Raw genomic sequence first — 20742 nt, forward strand, 5'->3', positions numbered from 1 at the left:
CGTGGCAGCTCGTGACACCTGACGAGTACGTCGAGGCGGTGCTGACGCTGGTCGAGCGGATCCCGCCCGGGCGGGTGATGTCGTACGGGGCGGTGGCCGACGCGCTGGCCGAGCGGTCGGGCCGGGCGTCGGCGCGGCTGGTCGGCTCGATCATGGCCCGGCACGGGGGCGGGGTGCCGTGGCACCGGGTGGTGAACGCGGCCGGCCGGCTGCCGCCGGGGCACGAGCTTGAGGCGCGGGCCCGGCTGCGCGCCGAGGGTTGCCCGCTGCGCGGCGACCGGGTGGACCTGGCGTCGGCCGCGTGGTCGCCGGAGCAGGGGATGTGACCGCGACCATAACGTGAGTAGCATTCGGCTCCATGACAGCTTCGGGCCTGCCCCGCCGGGTGCACCTCGGGTACGCGTCGGGCTCGCTGGTCACCGGCGCGTTCGGGACCGTGCCCGGGCTGCTCCTGCTGCCCTACCTGACCGACACGCTGGGCGTCGCGGCCGGGCTCGCCGCGCTGCTGGTGCTGCTGCCGAAGGCGTGGGACGTGCTGGTCAACCCGGTCGCCGGGCGCGTCTCGGACCGGACCCGTTCGCGCTGGGGCGCCCGCCGGCCCTACCTGCTCGGCGGCGGGCTGGCGCTGGCGGTGCTGTTCGCCGCGATCTTCGCCGCGCCGTTCGGGCGTGGTCCGGCCGCCGCCGGGTACGTGGCGTTGGCGTTCCTGGCCACCGCGACCGCCTTCGCGTTCTTCCAGGTGCCCTACGTGGCCATGCCGGCCGAGTTGACCGCCGACCCGGCGGAGCGTACCCGGCTGATGACCTGGCGGATCGCGGTGCTGGCGCTGGCCATCCTGGTCTCCGGCGCGGTGGCCCCGGCGGTGGTGGCCGCCGGCGGCGACGGCGTGCCCGGCCACCGCTGGATGGGCCTGTTCGTCGCCGCGCTGATCGTGGTGGGCGCGGTCGGCGCGTTCCTCGGCACCCGGTCCGCGCCGGCCGGGACGGTCGGGGAGAGCGAGCCGAGCCTGCGCGCCCAACTCGCGGTCGCCGGCCGCAACCGGCCGTTCCGGGTGCTGCTGGTCTGCTTCGTGCTCCAGTCCGCCGGGGTGGCCACCGTGCTGGCCGGCGTGAAGTACTTCGCCGACCAGGTGCTGCGCGCGCCGGACAGCGGGCCCACCCTGCTCTTCGCCTGCTTCGTCGCGCCCGCGCTGCTGGTCATGCCGCTCTGGCGCCGGGCCGGCGACCGGCTCGGCAAGCGCACCTCGCTGGTCGCCGCGTCGCTGCTCTTCGCGGCCGGCGCGCTGGCCCTGGTCGCCGCGCCCGCGCTGCCGGCCGCCGGGGTGTACGCGGTGGTCGCGCTGATCGGCGTCGGCTACGCCGGCCAGCAGGTCTTCGCGCTGGCCATGCTGCCGGACTGCATCGCGTACGACACCGCGCGCACCGGCCGTCGGCAGGCCGGCGTGTTCACCGGCCTGTGGACCGCCGGCGAGACGTTCGGCCTGGCGCTCGGGCCCGGCATCTACGGCCTGGTGCTCCAGCTCTCCGGCTACGTCTCCTCGTCGACCGGCGCCGCCGCCGCCCAGCCGGACTCCGCCCGCCTCGGGGTGCTGCTCGGCTTCACCGTGCTGCCCGCCCTGCTGGTGGCCGCCCCGGTCGCGCTGCTGCGCGGCTACACGCTGACCCCGGCCGACCTGACCACCGCGTCCGGCGCCGACGCGTCCGACGGCAGCGCGTCCGGGTCCGGCGCATCCGACGGCACCGGGTCCGGGTCCGGCGGCACCGCTACCGCGCCGGTGGCTCGGGCGTGAGGCACCGCACCCGTCCGCCGGTCGGCGCGGACCGTCACGAGAGGAACATTTGATGAGCGACACGGCGGGGACGGGCGCGCTGCCCGCGCAGGGGGTGCCGGCGGCGCGGGTGCTCGACGAGATCCGCGCGTTGCGGGCGGCCGACCGTCCGACGCACGGCGGCCGGCTGTTCGCCTACGTCTACGACCCCGGCGTGGCCGGGCTCGACGAGCTGGCCCAGGCCGCGTACGCGGCGAGCGCGCACGTCAACGGCCTCGACCCGACCGCCTTCCCGTCGCTGCTGGCGATGGAGAACGCGCTCGTCGGCGCCGCCGCCCGGCTGCTCGGCGGTGGCCCCGGCACCGCCGCGCCGGACGTGGTGGGCAGCGTCACCGGCGGCGGCACCGAGTCGCTGCTGCTCGCGGTCAAGGCCGCCCGGGACGCCCACCCCGAGCTGACCGCACCCCGGATCGTGGTGCCGGCCAGCGCGCACGCCGCGTTCGCCAAGGCGGCCCACTACCTGCGGGTGGCGCTGGACACGGTGCCGGTCGACCCGGTGACGCTGCGCCCGGCGGTGGCCGACGTGGCCGCCGCGATCCGGCCGGAGACCGTGCTGGTGGTCGCGTCCGCCCCGTCGTACGCGCACGGCGTGGTCGACCCGGTGGCCGGGATCGCCGAGGTGGCGGCCCGGGCCGGGGTGCGCTGCCACGTGGACGCCTGCTTCGGCGGCTGGGCGCTGCCCTGGCTGCGCCGGCTCGGCGCGTCGGTGCCGCCGTTCGACTTCGCCGTGCCCGGCGTCACCTCGATCTCGGTCGACCTGCACAAGTACGCGTACGCGCCGAAGGGCGTGTCGGTGCTGCTGCACCGCGATCCGGCGCTGCGCGCCCCGCAGTTCTTCGCGTACGCGGACTGGCCGGGCTACACGATGGTCAACCCGGTGATCGCCTCCACCCGGTCCGGCGGCCCGATCGCCGCCGCCTACGCCACGTTGCGGCACCTCGGCGAGGACGGCTACCTGCGGCTGGCCGCGTCCACCCGCGACGCGGTCGCCGGGCTGGCCGACGCGGTGCGGGCGACCGACGGGCTGCGGCTGATGGCCGAGCCGGAATCCACAGTGGTCTGCTTCGCCGCCGACGACCCGACGTTGGACCTGTTCGTGCTGGTCGACGAGCTGACCGCGCGCGGCTGGCACACCCAGCCCCAACTTCGGTACGCCGACCTGCCGGCGAGTGTGCACCTGACGGTGACCGCCGCGGTGGCGCCCCGGGTGGCCGAGTTCTCCCCGGCGCTGGCCGACGCGGTCGCCGCGGCGCGGGCCGCCGGCCCGGTCGTGCTGCCGCCGGAGCTGCTGACGCTGGCCGCCGGCCTGGCCCCGGAGGCGCTCACCCCGGAGCTGGTGGCCGGGCTGGCCGAAGGGCTCGGCCTGGGCGGTGGCACCGGGGTCCCGGACCGGATGGCGGTGGTCAACACGCTGCTCGACGCCGCCCCGGCGGCGGTACGGGAGCGGCTGCTGGCGGAGTTCGTCGGGCTGCTCCAGCGCCCGGCCTGGTGAGCCCGGCCGGCCGCCGGAGCAGCCCGGCCGGCGCGTGGGCGCCGGCCGGGCGAGGGGGCGTCAGCCCGCGTCGGCCACCGTCACGGTGAACGAGGCGGTGTTGTCCGCCGGGTTGGCGTCGGGCACCGTGATGGCGTCCCACTGGGTGCCGAGCTGGAACGTGGCGGTGCCGAGGTCACCGGGCGCGGTTCCCGGCTCGGCGTAGAGCAGCACGTCGAAGCTGCGCTGCTCGCCGGCCATGAGCCGCTCGCCCGGCACGGTGAAGCTGGTGAAGAAGCTCGGCATGTCCTGCGGGTCGGTGCCCCAGATCCGCACGCCGGCCGGCAGCCCGACCGCCTCGGCCCACAGCAGGTCGTGCGCGGCGTCACCGGCCCAACCGACCGTCACCGGCAGGCGGCCCAGGTAGCTGCCGTCCTCCTGGCGGGTCAGCGTGGCGGCCCCGGCCGTGGTGATCGAGGCGCGGGCCTGGGTGTCCTGCACGTAGGGCACCGGGTTGCGCAGCGACCCCGTGGTGGAGCGGAACCGCGCCGCGTAGCTGGCCCGGTCGGCGACCTCGTCCCGGCCGTCGCCGACGTTCACCGAGACCTTGCCGCCCTTCGCGATCATCGCGACGTCCCGGGGCGGCGTGAGCACCTCGAACCTGATGGCGAACTGCCGGCTCTCGCCCGGCTCGATGTCGCCGCCGGGCACGCCGCAGGTGGCGGTCCGCCGGTTGTCCTGCAACGCCCCGAAGCCGCACGCCTCCTCGGGGCTCAGGCCGCGGAACGAGCCGGCGACCGGCTCCACCAGGAAGATGCTGAAGTAGGTGGCGACCGGGCCGTTGTTGGTCACCGTGACCGGCAGGCTGCCGTGGTAGCCGCGCGCGCCCGGTTCCAGCACCAGCCGACCCACCGAGATGTCGGCGGCCGGGTCGGCGGTGGGCGCGGCGGCGGCCGGAGCGGTGAGCGCCAGCAGCGCGGCGGCCGAGCCGAGCAGGACGCCGGCGAGCCGGCCTCCGGTACGTGTCCTCATCTGGAAGGTCCTCCCAAGGTCCCCGTCACCGCGCGGCTGGTCCGCGCGGCGTCACCGGTAGCACGCGACGGACGTCGATCCGGTTGCGATCTTTTTCTGCGAGGAATCCGACAGCGGGTCAGCGGTACGTGTAGCGGTCCTCGTTGTTCTCGTGGTTCGGGTCCATCAGCGGGTCGGCGTCGCTGCGGACCGGCGTCACCTCGGCGATGCCGGTGCCGCTGGCGCTGTTCGTGTTGCGCAGGCCGAACCGGAAGGTCCGTTCCGCGCCGGGGCCGAGCGGACCGAAGCGGCAGATGATCGGCCCGGTCGGCGGCGCCCCGTCCCGACAGGCCGACCACTCCGTGCCGTCCGCGACGGTGCCCACCTGCATCCGCAGGTGCAGTTCGACCAGGTCGGCCGGGACCGCGCTGAGGTTCCGCACCGTGACCGCGATCGTTCCGGTACGTGCGCCGTCCGCGTCGGGCGCGCTCCACGTCACGTTCCCGGCGGAAACCGTCAGGTCGGCCAGGTGCGGGTTCGGGCCGAACGAGGTGGGCCCGTCCACCTGGTCGAAACGTTTCCCGGTCCACCGGTAGCCGCGCCACTGCCGCTGCGACCAGTCCAGCGACCAGCCGCCGCCGGGCGCGATGTCCGCCATCTCCACCCGGACCGTGCCGCGGTCGGTGACCTGTGCGTCGAGCAGCCACTCGGGAGCCGTCCTCGCGGACCGGGCGACCTGGCCGAGGACGACGATCCGGCCGTCGGCGTCCCGGTCGAGCGCCACCACCTGGGACGGGCCGTGCTGGAAGATCTGGCAGCGGAGCAGGGCGACCGTCTCCACCGTGCCGTCGCCGTCCACGTCGCCGTGGACGAGCTCCTCCAGCAGCACGTCGCCCTCCTTGCGGTAGCTGGCGGCGATCCGGGTCGGACCCGCCGTGCAGTCCGGGTCGGGTGTCCAGGCCGGCAGGTCGACCCGGGCAGCCAGCAGTTGGGACCGGCTGATCCGTCCGTCCGGTGCGGCCCGGCTCGGGCTGGCGGTGCTCGGCACCGGCGTCGTCGGCGGCGGGGGTGGCGACGCCGTCACGGAAGGGCTCGGGGTGACGGTCTGGGCCGGCACCGGAGGTGGGTCCGGCCGCCGGTGCAGGGCTGCGCTGGCACCCACCGGGACCGCCACGGCGAGCACCACCGCCGCGGCGGTCACCACCGCGGTCCGCCGACGGCGCCGGCGGACGGTCCGCCGGACCGCGTCCGTCCCGGCCGGGTGGACCACCGGCACGTACGCCGCTCGAAACGCGGCGAACTCACCGCTCACCAGCACGTCCTCGGGCTCAGTCATGGTGGTTCACCTCGTTCGGGGAAGAGAGCTGGGCGGCCAGCGCGGCCCGCCCCCGGTACAGCCAGGACTTGACGGTGCCCTCCGGCACGCCTTCCTGCGCGGCGATCTGCGCGACGCCCAGATCGGCCAGGTAGTGCAGCACCACGGCGCGGCGCTGGTTGGCCGGCAACCGGGCCAGCGCGGCGGTCAACGCGACCCGGTCCGGTCCCGGCCCCGGCACGTGCTCCTCACGTTGCCGGTGCAGCCACGCCTGGGCCGTGCGTACCCGCCGCCAGCGGCTGGTGGCCAGATTCCAGGCCACCCGGCGGATCCAGGCCAGCGGGTCGTCGTAGCGGGACACCCGGGGCCAGCGCGCGAACGCCCGGCAGAACGCCTCCTGCACCAGGTCCTGCGCCTGGGTCAGGTCACCGCAGTAGGCGGCGAGCTGGACGGTCAGCGACCGGAAGTGCGCATGGTAGAGGCCGTCGAAGTCGACGGACGCACGCTCGTCCGGGCGCGTCGCTGTCGCCTCGGGTGGCGGGTCGTCGACCCGCGGCTCCCTCGTCACTGTCATCCGGTCCTCCCCGTGAGCATGCCGCCGGCGCGGTCACACCGGTCACACGTCCGGACGCCGGCACGGGTTGCGGGGGTTGCCGTACCGGCAGGAGGCCGACTGTCCGGTCGGGGACAGCGGCGGTGGCCGGTGGCGGGCCCGGGCCCCGGATGCTGTGGTTGACTGTCGGTTCGGGGACCGTGGAGGAGGAGTCAGGTGCAGCTACCGGCCGTGCTCGGCGAGCCGATCCGGTTCGTGCTGAACTGGGGCCGCCGCTACTCGCTCTGGGTCTTCAACTTCGGCCTGGCCTGCTGCGCCATCGAGTTCATCGCGACCAGCATGGGCCGGCACGACTTCATGCGGCTCGGCGTGATCCCGTTCGCGCACGGCCCCCGACAGGCCGACCTGATGGTGGTCAGCGGCACGGTCACCGACAAGATGGCCCCGGCGGTCAAGCGGCTCTACGACCAGATGCCCGAGCCGAAGTACGTGATCTCGTTCGGCGCCTGCTCCAACTGTGGCGGCCCGTACTGGGACTCCTACTCGGTGACCAAGGGCGTCGACCAGCTCATCCCGGTCGACGTCTACGTGCCCGGCTGCCCGCCCCGCCCCGAGGCGCTGCTGCACGGCATCCTCCGCCTCCAGGAGAAGATCGCCGCCGAGCAGTCCGGCGTCGGCGGCGTGCCCCGCCCGGACCGGCTCGCCTCCCCGGCGGACGTGGTCCCACGCCCGGTCGAGGCGCTGACCGCGCCCCCGGTGCGTCCCCCGGCCGGCTGAGCCGCCCCGGTGGCGCGGCGGGGCTAGCCTGCGGACCATGACCGACTCCGCGGAGAAGCGTTCCGCCTACATCGTCGACGTGCTGACCGAGGAGTTCGGCGCGTCCATGGCGATCGACCCGGCGGCGTTCCGCCGGAAGTTCCGCAAGATGGCCGCCTCGCCGTTCGCGTTCTACCGCGGCAGCGCGTCGCTGTTCTACGCCGACCAGCGCGGCGACTTCGCCAGCGACCGGTTCCTCGACGACCGGACCAGCCGGGTGTGGATCCACGGCGACCTGCACGCCGAGAACTTCGGCACCTACATGAACGCCTCCGGCCGGCTCGTGTTCAACGTCAACGACTTCGACGAGGCGTACGTCGGGCCGTTCACCTGGGACCTGAAGCGGTTCGCCGCCAGTGTGGCCCTGCTCGGCTACGCCAAGGCGCTCTCCGACCGGGTGATCGGTGACCTGGTGACCGGCTTCGCCCGGTCGTACCTGGCCGAGCTGCGGGCGATCGCCGCCGGTGGGGACGACGCGATCGGCTCGATCACGCTGGAGAACGCCGACGGCGTGCTGCGCCGGGTGCTCCAGCAGGCCCGGCTGAGCACCCGGGTGGACCTGCTCGCCGCGCAGACCACCGTCGACAACTACGAGCGCCGCTTCTCGCTGGGCGATGGCGTGTACGAGATCGACGCCGAGACCCGGGAGCGGGTCTGCGCCGCGTTCGGCGGCTACCTGGACACGCTGCCGGAGTCGAGCGCCCGGCTGCGACCGGTGGCGGCCACCATCAAGGACGTGGTGCTGCGCAAGGGCGTCGGCATCGGCTCGGCCGGGCTGCCGTCGTACAACCTCCTGCTGGAGGGGCACACCGAGGCGCTGGAGAACGACGTCGTCATCTACATGAAGCAGGCCCAGGTGCCGGCCGTGGCGCGGCACATCGACGACGAGCAGGTCCGGTCGTACTTCCGGCACCAGGGGCACCGCACCGCCGAGTCGCAGCGGGCGTTGCAGGCGCACGCCGACCCGTGGCTGGGCTTCACCGAGCTGGACGGCGTCGGTCAGCTCGTCGCCGAGGTCTCCCCGTACGCGGCGGACCTCGACTGGGCCGACGTGAACGAGCCCGAGGACCTGGCCGGGGTGCTCACCGACCTGGGTCGGGCGGTGGCCCGCATGCACTCGGTGGCCGACGACGAGTCCAGCCACGACCTGGTCGACTACTCCACCGAGGAGTCCGTCGTCGCGGCCGTGGACGCCGACGCCGACGGCTTCACCGGCTACCTGGTCGACTTCGCGCACCGGTACGGCATCCGGGCCCGCGAGGACCACCAGCTCTTCGTGGACCTGTTCCGCAACGGCCAGCTGCCCGGCATCTGAGCCGGCGCCGGTTCACTGCGCGAAGTCCAGCACCACCTTGATGTCGTCGCCGGTCGACGCGTACGCCTCCCGGTACGCGGAGACCGGCACCCGGCGGGTGACAAGCGAGGTCAGCCACGACAGGTCGGCGCGGGCGAGCGCCTCGGCGGCCAGCTCCCAGTGCCGGCGGCCGGCGTTGACCGAGCCGAACACCACGTTGTTCTCCAGCACCAGCTCCCGGTTGAGCGCGCCGGCGTCGAAGTCGATGGTCCGGCCGCCGCTGGACACGCCGGTCAGGCACACGATGCCGTTCGGCGCGGCCTTGCACATCGCGTCCAGCACCACCGGTGGCGCGCCGGTGCACTCGACCACCACGTCCGGTGCGAGGTCCAGCTCGGCCACCGTCGACGTGTGGTAGGTCGCGCCGAGCGCGCGGACCAGGTCCGGTTTCGGGCCGGTGGTGTTGCGGTCCAGCACGTGCACGGACAGCTCACGCTGGCTGGCCAGCAACGCGGCCAGCAGACCGATCGGCCCGGCACCGGTGATCAGCGCGGTCTTCGGCTTCCACTCGGCCCGGCGGCCGATCCGCTCGATGTGGTCCCACGCCTTCGCCACCACGCTGGTCGGCTCCAGCAGCATGCCCACCGACGCCAGCGCCGGGTCCAGGCCGACGGCGAACTTGGGCGGCAGCCGCCAGCGGTCCCGGGCGAAGCCGGGCAACGCCTTGATGCCGTGCTCGGTGTACCGCCCGTTGCGGCACATGTCCCACTCGTCGACCGCGCAGTTCGCGCAGGGCACCGGGTCGGGGCGGCGGACCACCCCGGCCACCAGGTCGCCGGGGTGCAACGTGCCGGTCGGGTCCTCCAGCACCCGGCCCAGCGACTCGTGCCCGAGCACCAGGCGCTCCTGACCCGGCGGCGCCTCGCCGTACTCCCCGGCGATGATCTCGTGGTCGGTGCCGCAGACGCCCACCGCCAGCGCCTCGACCAGGATCGCGCCGTCCTCGGGCGCCGGCTCGGGCCAGTCCTCGGTGAGCCGCAGCGAGTCCGGGACACCCGGGGTCACAGTCACAGCGCGCACGAGCCTCATCTTTCCCCGCCGGCCGCCCGTCCGCCCGGCAAAGCGACGAACCGGGCCCGGACGGCCCGACCCGGCCGGGAGCTGACGGCCATAGGATCAGCGCATGACTCCGGAAGAGGTCGGCCGCCGCGTGGTCGCGTTGCTCGCGCCCGTCGAGGCCGCCGCGTCGGTCTCCGGCGGTCAGGGGTACGCCCGCGCCACCGTCGACGTACCGCCGGCGAGCTGGGCGGACGCGGTGCGCGCGGCGCGCGACGACGCCGAGCTGGGCTGCGACTTCCTCGACTGGCTGTCGGCGGTGGACGAGCTGGCCGACGGCTTCGACGTGGTGGCGCACCTCTGGTCGGTGCGGCACCGGCACGGCCTGCTGCTGCGCACCCGGGTCCCCCGGGACACACCGGTCGTGGCCTCGGTGGTCGACGTCTTCCCCGGCGCGGCCTGGCACGAGCGGGAGACCCACGAGATGTTCGGCATCGACTTCGCCGGGCACGGCGAGCTGCGACCGCTGCTGCTGCCGCCGGAGTTCGAGGGTCACCCGCTGCGCAAGGAGTTCGTGCTGGCCTCCCGCGTCGCGAAGCCATGGCCGGGCGCGAAGGAGCCGGGCGAGTCGGAGGCGGGCGGCGGTCGCCGGCCGGTCCGGCCGCCGGGCGTGCCAGCGCCGGGGGAGTGGGGGACGACGCCCACCCCGGCCGGCGCGGCCGGCGTCGGCGAGGGCCCACGCGGGGGTACGCCGGCGCGCCCGGCCCGCGAGCGCCCCGCACGCCCGGCCCCGGGCGAGCGTCCGGCGCGCCCCGCATCCGGTGAACGCCCTGCACCTCCGGCCTCCGGTGAGCGTCCGCCGCGTCCGGAGGCGGGCGAGCGCCCGGAGTCCGGCGGGCGCCCTGCACCTTCGACCTCCGGTGAGCGTCCGCCGCGTCCGGAGGCGGGCGAGCGCCCGGAGTCCGGCGGGCGCCCTGCACCTCCGATCTCCGGTGAGCGCTTCGCGCCTCCGGCCTCTGCTGGGCGTGGGACGCGGCCGGGCCCCGAGGCTCGTCCGGTCCCGGGCACGTCCCGGCCGACCGGCCCGGCCCGGCGGGAACCCGCCCCGCCGCTGGCGGAACCCGGCCCGCTCGGGCGCCCGCTGCCGGGGGAGCGACCGACCGGCCCCGCACGGCAGGAACCGGCGGACGACCGGCCCGCCGGCCCGGCCCGGCCCGACGCGGGCTCCGGCGTCGAAGCGGGGGAGGACTGATGCCGGACTGGTTGGAGCTGGTCCTGCGGGTGGCCGGCGTGCTGGTCGCGTTCCTCACCCTGCCGCTGATCGTCGGCCAGGCCGAGCACAAGGTGATGGCGCACATGCAGGGCCGGCTCGGCCCGATGTACGCGGGCGGCTTCCACGGCTGGGCGCAGCTCGTCGCGGACGGCATCAAGTTCGTGCAGAAGGAGGACGTCACCCCGCGCGAGGCGGACCGGCCGGTGTTCCGGCTGGCGCCGGCGGTGGCGCTGGTGCCGTACCTGCTGGTGCTGCTGGTCATCCCGCTCGGCCCCGCGGGCCTGGTCGCCCAGCCGCTGGACATCGGCCTGTTCTTCGTGCTCGCCGTGGTGGGCATCGGAGTGCTGGCGGTGCTCATGTCGGCCTGGGCGTCGGCCAACAAGTACAGCCTGCTCGGCGGGCTGCGCGGCGCGGCCCAGTTGCTCGGCTACGAGCTGCCGCTGGTGTTGGCCGCCGCCTCGGTGGCGATGGCGGCCGGCACGCTGAGCCTGAGCGGCATCGTCGAGGCTTGGCGGCCGTGGTGGCTACTCTGGCAGGCGCCAGCCATGGTGATCTTCTTCGTGGCCGGGCTGGCCGAGATCCGCCGCCCACCCTTCGACATGCCGGTGGCCGACTCCGAGCTGGTCTTCGGCTACATGACCGAGTACACCGGCCTGCGGTTCGCGTTCTTCCTGCTCGCCGAGTACGTCGGCATCGTGGTGATCGCGGCGCTGACCACGGTGCTCTTCCTCGGCGGCTGGCAGGGCCCGTTCGCCGACGCGCAGCTCGGCTGGCTGTGGACGCTGCTCAAGGTGTTCGCCGTGGCATTCGTGATCATCTGGCTCCGGGTGAGCTACCCCCGGCTCCGCGAGGACCAGCTCCAACGCCTCTGCTGGCTGGTCCTGGTCCCCCTGGCGCTGGCCCAGCTCGTCCTCACCGTCGCCGTCCGCCTGGCCCTCTAACCCCGCCCGACACCTCCTCCGCGCCCCGCGCCCCGTGCCGCGCCGCGCGCCCCGCGCCCCGTGCCGCGCCCCGCGCCCCGTGCCGCGCCGCGCGCCCCGCGCCCCGTGCCGTGCGCCCCGCGCCGCGCCGCGCCGTGCGCCCCGCACCATCGCCCGTGCCCCCGCCGCGCCGTTCGCCCGGGTCCGCGCCCGCCGTGCAGGCCGCCGCACACTTTCACGGAAAGAGTGGCTATCTGGGCCCGAATAGCCACTCTTTCCGTGAAAGTGCAAGATCGCGGGGCGCGGGGCGCGGGGCGCGGGGCGCGGGGCGCGGGGCGCGGGGCGCGGGGCGCGGCGCGGACGGGACGGGGCGGGCGCGGGTGGGGCGGGGCGCGGGTGGGGCGAGGTGGGTTAGTGCAAGGGGGTGTGGGCGGGGTCCACGCGCTCGGCGGGGGGCGGAGGCGGGGGTGGGGTGCCGTCGCCGAAGGGGTGGCCGCCCAACTCCTCGCGGTTGTGGGGGGTCAGCCAGTTCGACAGGTCGGGGCCGAGCGGCACGATGCCGGTCGGGTTGATGTCCCGGTGGACCTCGTAGTAATGCCGCTTGATGTGGTCGAAGTCGATCGTGTCCCCGAAGCCGGGGGTCTGGAACAGGTCCCGGGCGTACGCCCAGAGCACCGGCATCTCGCTCAGCTTCTGCCGGTTGCACTTGAAGTGTCCGTGGTAGACCGGGTCGAAGCGGACCAGCGTGGTGAACAGCCGCACGTCCGCCTCGGTGATCGTGTCGCCGACCAGGTAACGCTGACCGGTCAGCCGCTCGCTCAGCCAGTCGAGCCGGTCGAAGAGCCGGTGGTACGCCTTGTCGTACGCCTCCTGGCTGCCGGCGAAGCCGCACCGGTAGACACCGTTGTTGACGTCGGCGAAGACGACCTTGTTGACCTCGTCGATCTCGGCGCGCAGCGGCTCCGGGTACAGCTCGGGCGCGCCCGGCCGGTGGTACGCGGTCCACTCGGTGGACAGGTCCAGGCTCATCTGCGCGTAGTCGTTGGTCACCACCTGGCCGGTGGGCACGTCGACCAGCGCCGGCACGGTGATGCCCCGCTCGTAGCCGGGGAAGCGGGCGAAGTAGGCGTCGGCGAGCCGCTCGATGCCGAGCACCGGGTCCTTGCCGCCGGGGTCGAGGTCGAACGTCCAGCTCCGCTTGTCGTGCGTGGGGCCGGCCACGGCCTGCGAGATGGCGTCCTCCAGCCCGAGCAGCCGGCGCACGATGATCAGCCGGTTCGCCCACGGGCAGGCCCGGCTGACCGCCAGCCGGTAGCGGCCCGGCTCCACCGGCCAGCCGTCCCGCCCGTCGGCGGTGATCCGAGTGGCGATGTACCGCTGGTCGCGGGTGAACTCGCCGCCCGGTTCCACGTACTTGCCGCCGGTCCGGTCGAGGACCTCGTCGTCGCTGCCGCCCATGCCCACCTCCCAGGTTGTCGTCGCTTCCCATCATGGTCGCTCGGACCGGTCCCGGCAGTTCGAGCGGCGGAGACGGCCGCCATGACCGTTCGGGCGGCGGAGACCGTCGCGCCGGTCCGTCCCGGCGGGGCGGGTGCCGCCGACCCGGCATAGGCTGCCGGCCGTGACCGATCTGGAGGCGGCGGCCCGACGTTTCATCGCCGACGTGTGGAACGCCGGCCACGAGGAGAGCGCGTACGAGCTGGTGGCCCCGGAGTGCCCCGGGCTGGGCGGCGCCGGGCCGGAGGCGGTGCTGGCCGGGCACCGGGACCGGCGGGCGTCCTTCCCGGACCTGCGCTACAAGATCGTCGAGCTGGTGGCCGGCGACGGGCGGGTCGCCGTGCACTGGCGGGCGGCCGGCACCCAGGCCGGGCAGTTCGGCCCGGTGCCGCCGACCGGGCGGGTGGTCAGCTACTCCGGGGCGTCGTTCCTGCGCTTCGACGACGCCGGGCGGATCGTGGACGTGTGGAGCGTCAACGAGCTGTTCCAGGTGCTCCAGCAGCTCGGTGTGGAGATGTTGCCGCCGCTCACACCCGGCGGGGCGTGATCCGGCTGATCGGCAGGTTCACCGGGAACGGCTCGCCGGTGTCGACGAACTTGGTCCACCGACCGGTTTCCGTGTAGACCTCGTGCACCGGATCGATCTTGTAGGTGTGGACGACGAGGCCCTCGTCCTCGATCTCGATCCGCCAGTAGAACGGGATGCCGGCCTGCGCGTAGAGCGCCGGCTTGAGCACCCGGTCAATGGACCGCGTGCTGGGCGAGACGATCTCCACGGTGAGCACCGCCTCGTGCGGCTCGTACCGGGCCGGCTCGCGGGCGGCGGCTGCCGCGGTGGTGACCAGCACGTCCGGGATGAAGTAGCGGGTGCGGTTGATCCGCACGCCGACCGCCTGGGTCACGTCGTACCCGTCGGGGCAGTCCTCGTCGAGAGCCACCATGAGCAGGGCAGCGATGCTCTGGTGCATCCGGGTGGGGGAGGGGGACATGAGCAGCACTCCATCGAGCAGTTCCCGGCGGCGACCGTCCTCCGGCAGCGCGTCCAGATCGTCGGTCGTCCACTCGCGCTCCTGCGGGTGGTCGCTCTCCAGCGCGGCGGTCATCGGTGAGCCCTTCCCGGTGTGTCGTTCTCCCCGCGCTCACGATAGCTCCGCCAAGAGTCGGGTGGTGGTCGCGCGCGCCGGGGGCACAGGGCAGGATGGGCGGCATGAGCGAGCACGGTGGGGTGCCCGGCGGCGGGCTGGTGAAGGGCCTGGCGGTCACGTTGAAGACGATGACCCGCCGGTCGACCACCCAGCAGTACCCGGACGTCGCACCCGAGCTGCCGCCCCGCTCCCGTGGCGTGATCGCGTTGCTGGAGGAGAACTGCACGGTCTGCATGCTCTGCGCCCGGGAGTGCCCGGACTGGTGCATCTACATCGACTCGCACAAGGAGGAGGTGGCGGTGCCCGGCGCCGCCCGCCCCCGCCAGCGCAACGTGCTCGACAAGTTCGACATCGACTTCTCGCTCTGCATGTACTGCGGCATCTGCATCGAGGTCTGCCCGTTCGACGCGCTCTACTGGTCGCCCGAGTTCGAGTACGCCGAGTACGACATCAAGGATCTGCTGCACGACAAGGACCACCTGGGCGAGTGGATGGGCACCGTACCGCCGCCGCCGGCCCACGACCCGCTCGGTGACCCCTCGAAGGAGGAGACCACCGCCGCTCGCAAGGCCGCCGCGCCCGCCGCCCGGCCGGCTCCGACCCGGGTACGCCCCGACGCCGCCGAGCCGGACGGAGGCGCGGCCTCATGACCGGTGCGGACGTGCTGCTGCTCGCGCTCGGCGCGGTGGCGGTGGGCGCGGGCGCGCTGGTGGTGGGCACCCGCCATCTGGTCCGGGCCGGGTTGTGGTTGGTGGTGTGCCTGGGCGCGCTGGCCGGTGACTACCTGGTGCTCACCGCCGAGCTGGTGGCCTGGGTGCAGGTGTTGATCTACGTGGGCGCGGTGGTGGTGCTGCTGCTGTTCGCGGTGATGCTGACCCGGGCCCCGATCGGCCCCTCGGACGACCTGGACCGGCCGGGCTGGCCGGCCGCGCTGGTCGGTGCCGGCAGCGGCCTCGGCCTGGCCGTGCTGCTTGTCGACGCGTTCCGTTGGTCGCGGGTGGAGCTGCCGGCCGCGGGGACCGCCGAGCGCCTCGGCGAGCAGGTGTTCCGCTCCTGGGTGCTGCCGTTCGAGGTGCTCTCGGTGCTGCTGCTGGCCGCGCTGGTCGGCGCGATCGTGCTTTCCCGCCCGGACATCGGCCGCCGGACCCCACCCGTCGACGCCGCCGGCCCGACCGCGGGCAGCGGTCCGGCGGGCGGACCCGGCCCGGTTGCCGGTCTCGAACCGGCCGCCGCAGCCGCCGATGAGGGCGGGCGCCGGTGAGGCCGGTCATCCCGTACGTCACCGCCGCGCTGCTGTTCGGCCTCGGCGTCTACGGCGTGCTGCGGCGCCGCAACGCGGTGCTGGTGCTGATGGCGGTGGAGTTGATGCTCAACGCGGTCAACCTGGTCCTGGTCACCGCGGACACCACGGTCCGGGCCGCGCTGCCGCACTCCGGGCAGGTGTTCGCGCTGTTCGTGATCGTGCTGGCCGCCGCCGAGATCGGCGTCGGGCTGGCCATCGTGCTCCAGCTCTACCGGCTGCGGGCCAGCGTCACGGTCGACGACGTCCCGCTCACCGAGCGTCCGACCGCCGTACCGGACGAGGTGGCCCCATGACGCTCTGGCTCGCGGCGGTGCTGCCGGCCGCGCCGCTGGTCGCCGGCCTGCTCGGGCTGCTGCTGCCGCCCGCCCCGCGCGACCACCGGGAGGCGCCGGCCCGGCGGCTGGCGGTCGGGCTGGGCGTGGCCGGCGCGGCGGTGGCGGTGCTGGCGGCGCTGGCGCTGCTGGTGCGGGTGGACGGGCCGGTGGAGGCGGCCACCACCTGGGTCGAGGTGGGCGGGCTGCGGGTCACGCTGGGCCTGCGGCTGGACGGGGTGGCCGTGCTGGTCGCCACCGCGGTCGCCGTGGTCGCGTTGGCCGTGCAGGTCTACTCGACCGGTTACCTGCGGCGCGGCCCGCACGACGACGTGGACGTCGACCACCGCTATCCGCCGTACGCGGCGCAGCTCAGCCTCTTCACCGCCGCCATGCTGACCGTGGTGGTGTCCGGTGACCTGATCATGCTGCTGGTCGGCTGGGAGGTGATGGGCATCTGCTCGTACCTGCTCATCGCCCACGACCGGCGGCTGCCGGAGGCGCCCGGCGCGGCGGTGAAGGCGTTCCTGGTCACCCGCGTGGGTGACGTGGGCTTCCTGCTCGGCATCGCGCTGCTCGGCGTGGGCGCGGGCAGTTTCCGGATCGCCGACGTGTTGGCGCACGACTACGGCACCGGCACGTTGACCGCGGCCTGTCTGCTGCTGCTGGCCGGGGTGGCCGGCAAGAGCGCCCAGTTCCCGCTGCACACCTGGCTGCCGGACGCGATGGCCGGCCCGACGCCGGTGTCCGCGCTGATCCACGCCGCGACCATGGTGGCCGCCGGGGTGTACGCGGTGGCCCGGCTGTTTCCGCTGTTCGCGCAGGCGCCGGCCGCGCTCGCCGTGCTGGGCGTGATGGCGGCGGTCACGATGCTGCTCGGCGCGTTCGCGGCCACCGCGCAGGACGACCTCAAGCGGGTGCTGGCCTGGTCGACGGTGTCCCAGATCGGTTACATGACCGGCGCGCTGGCGGTCGGCGCGCCGGCCGCCGCGCTGTTCCACCTGCTCACCCACGCCGCGTTCAAGGCGCTGCTGTTCCTCGCCGCCGGTGCGGTGATCCACGCGGTGGGCACCACGCTGATGTCCCGGATGGGCGGCCTGCGCGCCGGCATGCCGGTGACGTTCTGGTGCATGGTGGTGGGGCTCGGCGCGCTGGCCGGGGTGCCGCCGCTGTCCGGTTTCTGGAGCAAGGACGGTGTACTCGCCGCCGCCGAGGCCGCCGCGTTGGACGACGCCGGCCCGACCGCGCCCTGGGTGGGCTGGCTGGTCTGGCTGGCCGGGCTGCTGGGGGTGGCGGTCACCGCCTGGTACGCGACCCGCCTGCTGTTGCGCGTGTTCTTCGGCGTGACCCGTACGCCGCTGCTCCGGCCGCACGACCCGCCGGCGTCGCTGCGTTGGCCGGTGCTGCTGCTGGCGGTGCCGGCCGCGCTGCTCGGGCTGGCCGCGTTCGCGCCCTGGTTCGCCGACCGCCTGCGGGTGCCGGGTGACGCCTCCGGCGAGGCGGTCGAGCTGGTGCACCTGGCGCCGAACCTGATCCTGCCGTTCCTGCTGCTGCTGGCCGGTGCGGGCGTGGCCTGGGCCGGCTGGCGACGGGACCCGGCCGCCGACCCGGCCCGCTTCCTGGGTCCGCTGCGGCCGGTGTTCGTCCGGGCGTTCCGGCTCGACGACGTCCAGGATGCCCTGGTCGTACGCCCGACCGGCGCGCTGGCGCGGGCCGTGCGGGCCGGCGACGAGGTGGGCGTGGACGGCCTGGTCGAGGGCACCGGCCGGGCGGCGGTGGAGCTGGGCGGCGGGCTGGCCGCGCTGCACCGGGCGGCGCTGCCCCGCGCGGCGGCCGGGGTGCTGGCCGGCGCGTTGCTGATCGGCCTGGCGGTCGTCCTGATCGGAGCCACCTCATGACGTTCGGGCAGGTCCTGCTGGTGGCCGTGGTCGCGGTCCCGGCGCTGGGCGCGGTGGCGACCGCCGCCGTGCCGGGTGACCGGACCGGCCGGCTGGTCGGCACCGTCGCCGCCGCGCTGACGCTGCTGGCCACGCTGCCGCTGGTCGGCGGCGAACACGGCTGGTTCGGGTACGGCCCGCGCCCGGCGGTGCAGCCGTGGCACCGGCTCGACGTGCCCTGGGTGCCGGGCCTCGACCTGCGCTTCCATCTGGGCGTGGACGGCATCTCCTGGCCGCTGGTGGTGTTGACCGCGCTGCTCACGCTGCTGTGTTGCGGGTACACGCTGTGGCGGGTGCCGGCCGGCGGCGGCAGCGGGCGGGCGTTGGTGGCGTTGCTGCTGGTGGTCGAGGTGGGCATCCTCGGCACGTTCCTGGCGCTGGACCTGGTGCTGTTCTTCCTCTTCTTCGAGGTCGTCCTGCTGCCGATGTACGCGATCATCGCCGGCTGGGGCGGCGACGACCGGCGGCGGGCGGCCCGCAAGTTCGCGCTCTACACGCTGTTCGGTTCGGTGTTGCTGCTGGTCGGCGTCTACGTGGTGGTGGCCGCCGCGGGCACCGCCGACCTGGTGGCGTTGACCGGCGGCGCGGGCCTGTCCCGGGGCACCCAGTTGGCCGCGTTCACGTTGCTGGCGTTGGCGTTCGCGGTGAAGAGCCCGCTCTGGCCGCTGCATTCGTGGCTGCCCGCCGCGCACACCCAGGCGCCGACCGTGGGCAGCGTGATCCTGGCCGGGGTGCTGCTGAAGATGGGCACGTACGGGCTGATCCGGGTGGCAGTGGGGGTGGCTCCGGAGGGGGCCCGCTGGGCGTCGCCGGTGCTCGGCGTGCTCGCCGTCGCGGCGATCCTGATCGGTGGCCTGGTCTGCCTGGCGCAGGACGAGCTGAAGCGGCTGATCGCGTATTCGAGCGTGGGGCACATGGGTTTCGTGCTGTTGGGGGTGGCCACGCTCACCGCCACCGGGCTCCAGGCGGCGCTGATCGGCAACATCGCCCACGGGGTGATCACCGGCCTGCTGTTCTTCCTGGCCGGGGCCGTCAAGGACCGGACGCACACCGGTTCGTTGACCGAGCTGTCCGGGCTGCGGGAGACCGCGCCCCGGTTGGCCGGGCTGCTGGGCTTCGCGGCGGTGGCCTCGCTGGGGCTGCCCGGCCTGGCCGGCTTCTGGGGTGAGGCGTTCGCGGTGGTGGCGGCCGTGCGGCGGGGCGGCCCGCTGTGGCTGACGCTGGCGGTGCTGGCCGCGTTGGGCGGCGCGCTGACCGCCGCGTACCTGTTGCGGTTGCTGCGCCGGGTCACCCACGGCCGGCCCTCTCCGGCGGTGGCGCCGCTCGGGCCGGGGGTGGCCGGGGCGGAGTTGACCGCGTGGGCGCCGCTGGTGCTGCTGGCGCTGGCGGTCGGCCTGGCCCCGGCGCTGGTCCTGTCCTACGCTTCCGGCCCGGTGGAGGCGCTGCTGGGGGTCGTGCCATGAGTCTGGTGCAGAGCGTCGACAACGTGGCGTTGCTGCCGGGCTACCTGGCCGCCGGCACCGCGATCCTGGTGCTCCTGGTGGACCTGCTGGTGGCCCGCCGGGCGGTGACCGTGGCGGTGGCGGCGCTCGGCGCGGCCGGCACGGCGGCCGGTGCGGCGGTGGTGGGCGCGGCTGGCACCCGGCGCACGTTCTGCGTCGACGCGGACTGTTCCTGGGTGTGGAACGGCCGGGCCGCGCTGGTGGCGGTGGTGATCGCGCTGCTCACGGTCGGCGTGCTGGCGATTTCCGGTCCGCTGCTGCGCGCCGGGCGCACGCCGGCCGGCGAATACTGCTTCCTGCTCGCCTGCGCGATGACCGGCGGTGTGGTGCTCGGCGCGGCCGGCGACCTGATCACGCTGCTGGTGGCGTTGGAGACGTTGACGCTGCCGCTGTACGTGCTGGTCGGGCTGCGTCGGGCCAGCCTGGCCGGGGCCGAGGCGGCGGTGACGTTCTTCGTGGTCAGCGTGGTCGCGACCACGGTGACGCTGCTCGGCGCGGCGTTGCTCTACGCGGTCACCGGCAGCCTGCACCTGGACCGGCTCGGTGCCACCCTGGCGGCCCGGGACGACCTGCGGGAGCTGCCGCTGACCACGGTCGCGGTGGCGCTGGTGGTGGCCGGGCTGGCGTTCAAGGTCGCCGCCGTGCCGTTCCACGCCTGGGCGCCGGCCACCTACGACGGGGCACCGCTGCCGGTGGCCGCGTACCTGTCGACCGCCTCGAAGCTGGGCGGTGTGGTGGCGTTGCTGGCGGTGGTGCAGCGGGCGCTGCCGGCCGGTGTGACCGGTCCGGTGTTGGCGCTGCTCGCGGTGCTAACGATGACCGTGGGCAACCTGGTGGCGCTGCGGCAGCGGCGCACCGTGCGGTTGTTGGCCTGGTCGTCGGTGGCCCAGGCGGGTTACATCCTGGCCCCGTTGGGCGCGTTGGCGCTGGCGGCGGGGCGCACCGCCGACGCCCGCGCCGGGGCGTACGCGGCAGCGGTCGCGTACGCCGTGTTCTTCGTGCTGCTGGAGTTGGCCGCGTTCGCCGCGGTGGTGGCGTTGCGGCCGGCGGACGGCGACGGCGGCACGCTCGCCGACCTGCGCGGCGCGGCCCGCCGGCACCCGTGGGTGGGCGGCGCGTTCGCGCTGGCGCTGATCGGGCTGGCCGGGCTGCCGCCGGGGCTGGCCGGGCTGTTCGCGAAGGTGACGGTGGTGCGGTCGCTGCTGGCCGGGCACGCGGGTTGGCTGGCCCTGGTGGTGGCCTTGAACGCGGTGCTGGGCCTGGCCTACTACCTGCGGGTGGCGGCGTCGCTCTACGCGGTGCCCGGTGGCGTCGCCGCGACCCGGCCGGCCCGCGCGGTGGCGATCGCGCTCGGGGTGGCCACCGTGGCGGCCGTGGTGATCGGGGTCGCACCGCAGCTCGTGCTGGACGTGGCGGCGCGCTGACCGGTTCCTGCCCGGCTGGGCGGTCGGTTCAGCGGGCGCACAGGAATCCCCAGTCAACTTTCAGCCATGAGCCGGATGGTTGACGG

At 74.8% G+C, this 20742-nt stretch carries 19 protein-coding genes and 1 pseudogene; 14 read left to right on the forward strand and 6 right to left on the reverse strand.

Annotated elements, in window-relative coordinates:
• Positions 1 to 11: 11 nt before the first annotated feature.
• The 3 genes from VKK44_RS01270 to VKK44_RS01280 are packed head-to-tail and all read left to right on the forward strand — an operon-like array spanning position 12 to position 3320.
• Entirely contained in the window at positions 12 to 326 is a 315-nt protein-coding gene (locus tag VKK44_RS01270; protein ID WP_343444990.1) for an MGMT family protein, read from the forward strand.
• Positions 327 to 358: 32 nt separating this feature from the next.
• Entirely contained in the window at positions 359 to 1789 is a 1431-nt protein-coding gene (locus VKK44_RS01275) for an MFS transporter (RefSeq protein ID WP_343444991.1), read from the forward strand.
• Positions 1790 to 1841: 52 nt separating this feature from the next.
• Positions 1842 to 3320 carry a pyridoxal phosphate-dependent decarboxylase family protein gene (locus tag VKK44_RS01280; RefSeq protein WP_343444992.1) on the forward strand — a complete coding sequence of 493 codons (1479 nt, stop codon included), beginning with the start codon at positions 1842 to 1844 and terminating at the stop codon, positions 3318 to 3320.
• A gap of 60 nt (positions 3321 to 3380) precedes the next feature.
• Here VKK44_RS01280 and VKK44_RS01285 read toward each other — a convergent pair whose 3' ends face one another.
• The 3 genes from VKK44_RS01285 to VKK44_RS01295 all read right to left on the reverse strand — a co-directional run bounded on the left by VKK44_RS01285 (position 3381) and on the right by VKK44_RS01295 (position 6199).
• Entirely contained in the window at positions 3381 to 4331 is a 951-nt protein-coding gene (locus VKK44_RS01285; RefSeq protein WP_343444994.1) for a hypothetical protein, read from the reverse strand.
• A 118-nt stretch (positions 4332 to 4449) separates the two neighbouring features.
• Entirely contained in the window at positions 4450 to 5646 is a 1197-nt protein-coding gene (locus VKK44_RS01290) for a hypothetical protein (protein WP_343444995.1), read from the reverse strand.
• On the reverse strand, positions 5639 to 6199 hold the full coding sequence (locus VKK44_RS01295) for a SigE family RNA polymerase sigma factor (protein WP_343444997.1): 561 nt from the start codon (positions 6197 to 6199) through the stop codon (positions 5639 to 5641). The genes VKK44_RS01290 and VKK44_RS01295 overlap by 8 nt, the downstream gene beginning before the upstream one ends.
• Before the next feature lie 195 nt (positions 6200 to 6394).
• Between VKK44_RS01295 and VKK44_RS01300 the strand changes: the two genes are divergently transcribed.
• Together VKK44_RS01300 and VKK44_RS01305 are read left to right on the forward strand one after the other, a co-directional pair.
• Complete coding sequence (locus VKK44_RS01300) at positions 6395 to 6955, forward strand: NADH-quinone oxidoreductase subunit B (RefSeq protein ID WP_343444998.1); 561 nt, start codon at positions 6395 to 6397, stop codon at positions 6953 to 6955.
• Positions 6956 to 6992: 37 nt separating this feature from the next.
• Positions 6993 to 8309: a DUF2252 domain-containing protein gene (locus VKK44_RS01305; RefSeq protein WP_343444999.1), complete on the forward strand. Its 1317-nt coding sequence runs from the start codon at positions 6993 to 6995 to the stop codon at positions 8307 to 8309.
• 12 nt (positions 8310 to 8321) lie between these two features.
• On the opposite strand, the gene VKK44_RS01310 is transcribed toward VKK44_RS01305, so the two are convergent.
• Positions 8322 to 9368: a glucose 1-dehydrogenase gene (locus tag VKK44_RS01310; protein WP_343445001.1), complete on the reverse strand. Its 1047-nt coding sequence runs from the start codon at positions 9366 to 9368 to the stop codon at positions 8322 to 8324.
• A 103-nt stretch (positions 9369 to 9471) separates the two neighbouring features.
• Here VKK44_RS01310 and VKK44_RS01315 point away from each other — a divergent pair.
• Positions 9472 to 10068: pseudogene (locus tag VKK44_RS01315) on the forward strand (NADH-quinone oxidoreductase subunit C); the annotation flags it as partial.
• A 527-nt stretch (positions 10069 to 10595) separates the two neighbouring features.
• The gene (nuoH, locus tag VKK44_RS01320; protein WP_343445002.1) at positions 10596 to 11558 is read left to right on the forward strand and encodes an NADH-quinone oxidoreductase subunit NuoH; all 963 of its coding nucleotides are present in this window, start codon (positions 10596 to 10598) and stop codon (positions 11556 to 11558) included.
• Between the two features lie 390 nt (positions 11559 to 11948).
• Here the strand turns inward: nuoH and VKK44_RS01325 are convergent, their stop codons facing one another.
• The gene (locus tag VKK44_RS01325; RefSeq protein ID WP_343445003.1) at positions 11949 to 12995 is read right to left on the reverse strand and encodes a glutathione S-transferase family protein; all 1047 of its coding nucleotides are present in this window, start codon (positions 12993 to 12995) and stop codon (positions 11949 to 11951) included.
• A gap of 163 nt (positions 12996 to 13158) precedes the next feature.
• Here VKK44_RS01325 and VKK44_RS01330 point away from each other — a divergent pair, with 163 nt between their 5' ends.
• Positions 13159 to 13581 (forward strand): ester cyclase, encoded by a 423-nt coding sequence (locus VKK44_RS01330; protein ID WP_343445005.1) that lies wholly within the window; start codon positions 13159 to 13161, stop codon positions 13579 to 13581.
• On the opposite strand, the gene VKK44_RS01335 is transcribed toward VKK44_RS01330, so the two are convergent.
• The gene (locus VKK44_RS01335) at positions 13562 to 14137 is read right to left on the reverse strand and encodes a Uma2 family endonuclease (RefSeq protein ID WP_343445006.1); all 576 of its coding nucleotides are present in this window, start codon (positions 14135 to 14137) and stop codon (positions 13562 to 13564) included. The two genes, VKK44_RS01330 and VKK44_RS01335, sit on opposite strands and share 20 nt — an antisense overlap.
• 104 nt (positions 14138 to 14241) lie before the next feature.
• Here VKK44_RS01335 and VKK44_RS01340 point away from each other — a divergent pair, with 104 nt between their 5' ends.
• From VKK44_RS01340 to VKK44_RS01365, 6 genes are read left to right on the forward strand one after another with little or no spacing between them, the layout of a single operon-like run.
• The gene (locus tag VKK44_RS01340; RefSeq protein WP_343445008.1) at positions 14242 to 14829 is read left to right on the forward strand and encodes a NuoI/complex I 23 kDa subunit family protein; all 588 of its coding nucleotides are present in this window, start codon (positions 14242 to 14244) and stop codon (positions 14827 to 14829) included.
• Entirely contained in the window at positions 14826 to 15440 is a 615-nt protein-coding gene (locus VKK44_RS01345) for an NADH-quinone oxidoreductase subunit J family protein (protein ID WP_343445010.1), read from the forward strand. The genes VKK44_RS01340 and VKK44_RS01345 overlap by 4 nt, the downstream gene beginning before the upstream one ends.
• A complete protein-coding gene (nuoK, locus tag VKK44_RS01350) occupies positions 15437 to 15775 on the forward strand; it encodes an NADH-quinone oxidoreductase subunit NuoK (protein WP_343445011.1) in 339 nt (112 codons plus the stop codon). The genes VKK44_RS01345 and nuoK overlap by 4 nt, the downstream gene beginning before the upstream one ends.
• Entirely contained in the window at positions 15772 to 17691 is a 1920-nt protein-coding gene (locus tag VKK44_RS01355; protein ID WP_343445012.1) for an NADH-quinone oxidoreductase subunit 5 family protein, read from the forward strand. The genes nuoK and VKK44_RS01355 overlap by 4 nt, the downstream gene beginning before the upstream one ends.
• Positions 17688 to 19193: a complex I subunit 4 family protein gene (locus tag VKK44_RS01360; RefSeq protein ID WP_343445014.1), complete on the forward strand. Its 1506-nt coding sequence runs from the start codon at positions 17688 to 17690 to the stop codon at positions 19191 to 19193. Before VKK44_RS01355 ends, VKK44_RS01360 begins: the two co-directional genes overlap by 4 nt.
• A complete protein-coding gene (locus VKK44_RS01365; RefSeq protein ID WP_343445015.1) occupies positions 19190 to 20656 on the forward strand; it encodes an NADH-quinone oxidoreductase subunit N in 1467 nt (488 codons plus the stop codon). Before VKK44_RS01360 ends, VKK44_RS01365 begins: the two co-directional genes overlap by 4 nt.
• Positions 20657 to 20742 lie beyond the last annotated feature (86 nt).

This window comes from Micromonospora sp. DSM 45708 (assembly GCF_039566955.1).
GTDB lineage: Bacteria > Actinomycetota > Actinomycetes > Mycobacteriales > Micromonosporaceae > Micromonospora.

Bases quoted from the DNA above. Each gene is read 5' to 3' on its own strand.
- VKK44_RS01275 (WP_343444991.1), top strand. From the start codon at position 359: ATGACAGCTTCGGGCCTGCCCCGCCGGGTGCACCTCGGGTACGCGTCG.
- VKK44_RS01280 (WP_343444992.1), top strand. From the start codon at position 1,842: ATGAGCGACACGGCGGGGACGGGCGCGCTGCCCGCGCAGGGGGTGCCG.
- VKK44_RS01285 (WP_343444994.1), bottom strand. From the start codon at position 4,331: ATGAGGACACGTACCGGAGGCCGGCTCGCCGGCGTCCTGCTCGGCTCG.
- VKK44_RS01290 (WP_343444995.1), bottom strand. From the start codon at position 5,646: ATGACTGAGCCCGAGGACGTGCTGGTGAGCGGTGAGTTCGCCGCGTTT.
- VKK44_RS01295 (WP_343444997.1), bottom strand. From the start codon at position 6,199: ATGACAGTGACGAGGGAGCCGCGGGTCGACGACCCGCCACCCGAGGCG.
- VKK44_RS01305 (WP_343444999.1), top strand. From the start codon at position 6,993: ATGACCGACTCCGCGGAGAAGCGTTCCGCCTACATCGTCGACGTGCTG.
- nuoH (WP_343445002.1), top strand. From the start codon at position 10,596: ATGCCGGACTGGTTGGAGCTGGTCCTGCGGGTGGCCGGCGTGCTGGTC.
- VKK44_RS01325 (WP_343445003.1), bottom strand. From the start codon at position 12,995: ATGGGCGGCAGCGACGACGAGGTCCTCGACCGGACCGGCGGCAAGTAC.
- VKK44_RS01335 (WP_343445006.1), bottom strand. From the start codon at position 14,137: ATGACCGCCGCGCTGGAGAGCGACCACCCGCAGGAGCGCGAGTGGACG.
- VKK44_RS01340 (WP_343445008.1), top strand. From the start codon at position 14,242: ATGAGCGAGCACGGTGGGGTGCCCGGCGGCGGGCTGGTGAAGGGCCTG.
- VKK44_RS01345 (WP_343445010.1), top strand. From the start codon at position 14,826: ATGACCGGTGCGGACGTGCTGCTGCTCGCGCTCGGCGCGGTGGCGGTG.
- VKK44_RS01355 (WP_343445012.1), top strand. From the start codon at position 15,772: ATGACGCTCTGGCTCGCGGCGGTGCTGCCGGCCGCGCCGCTGGTCGCC.
- VKK44_RS01360 (WP_343445014.1), top strand. From the start codon at position 17,688: ATGACGTTCGGGCAGGTCCTGCTGGTGGCCGTGGTCGCGGTCCCGGCG.
- VKK44_RS01365 (WP_343445015.1), top strand. From the start codon at position 19,190: ATGAGTCTGGTGCAGAGCGTCGACAACGTGGCGTTGCTGCCGGGCTAC.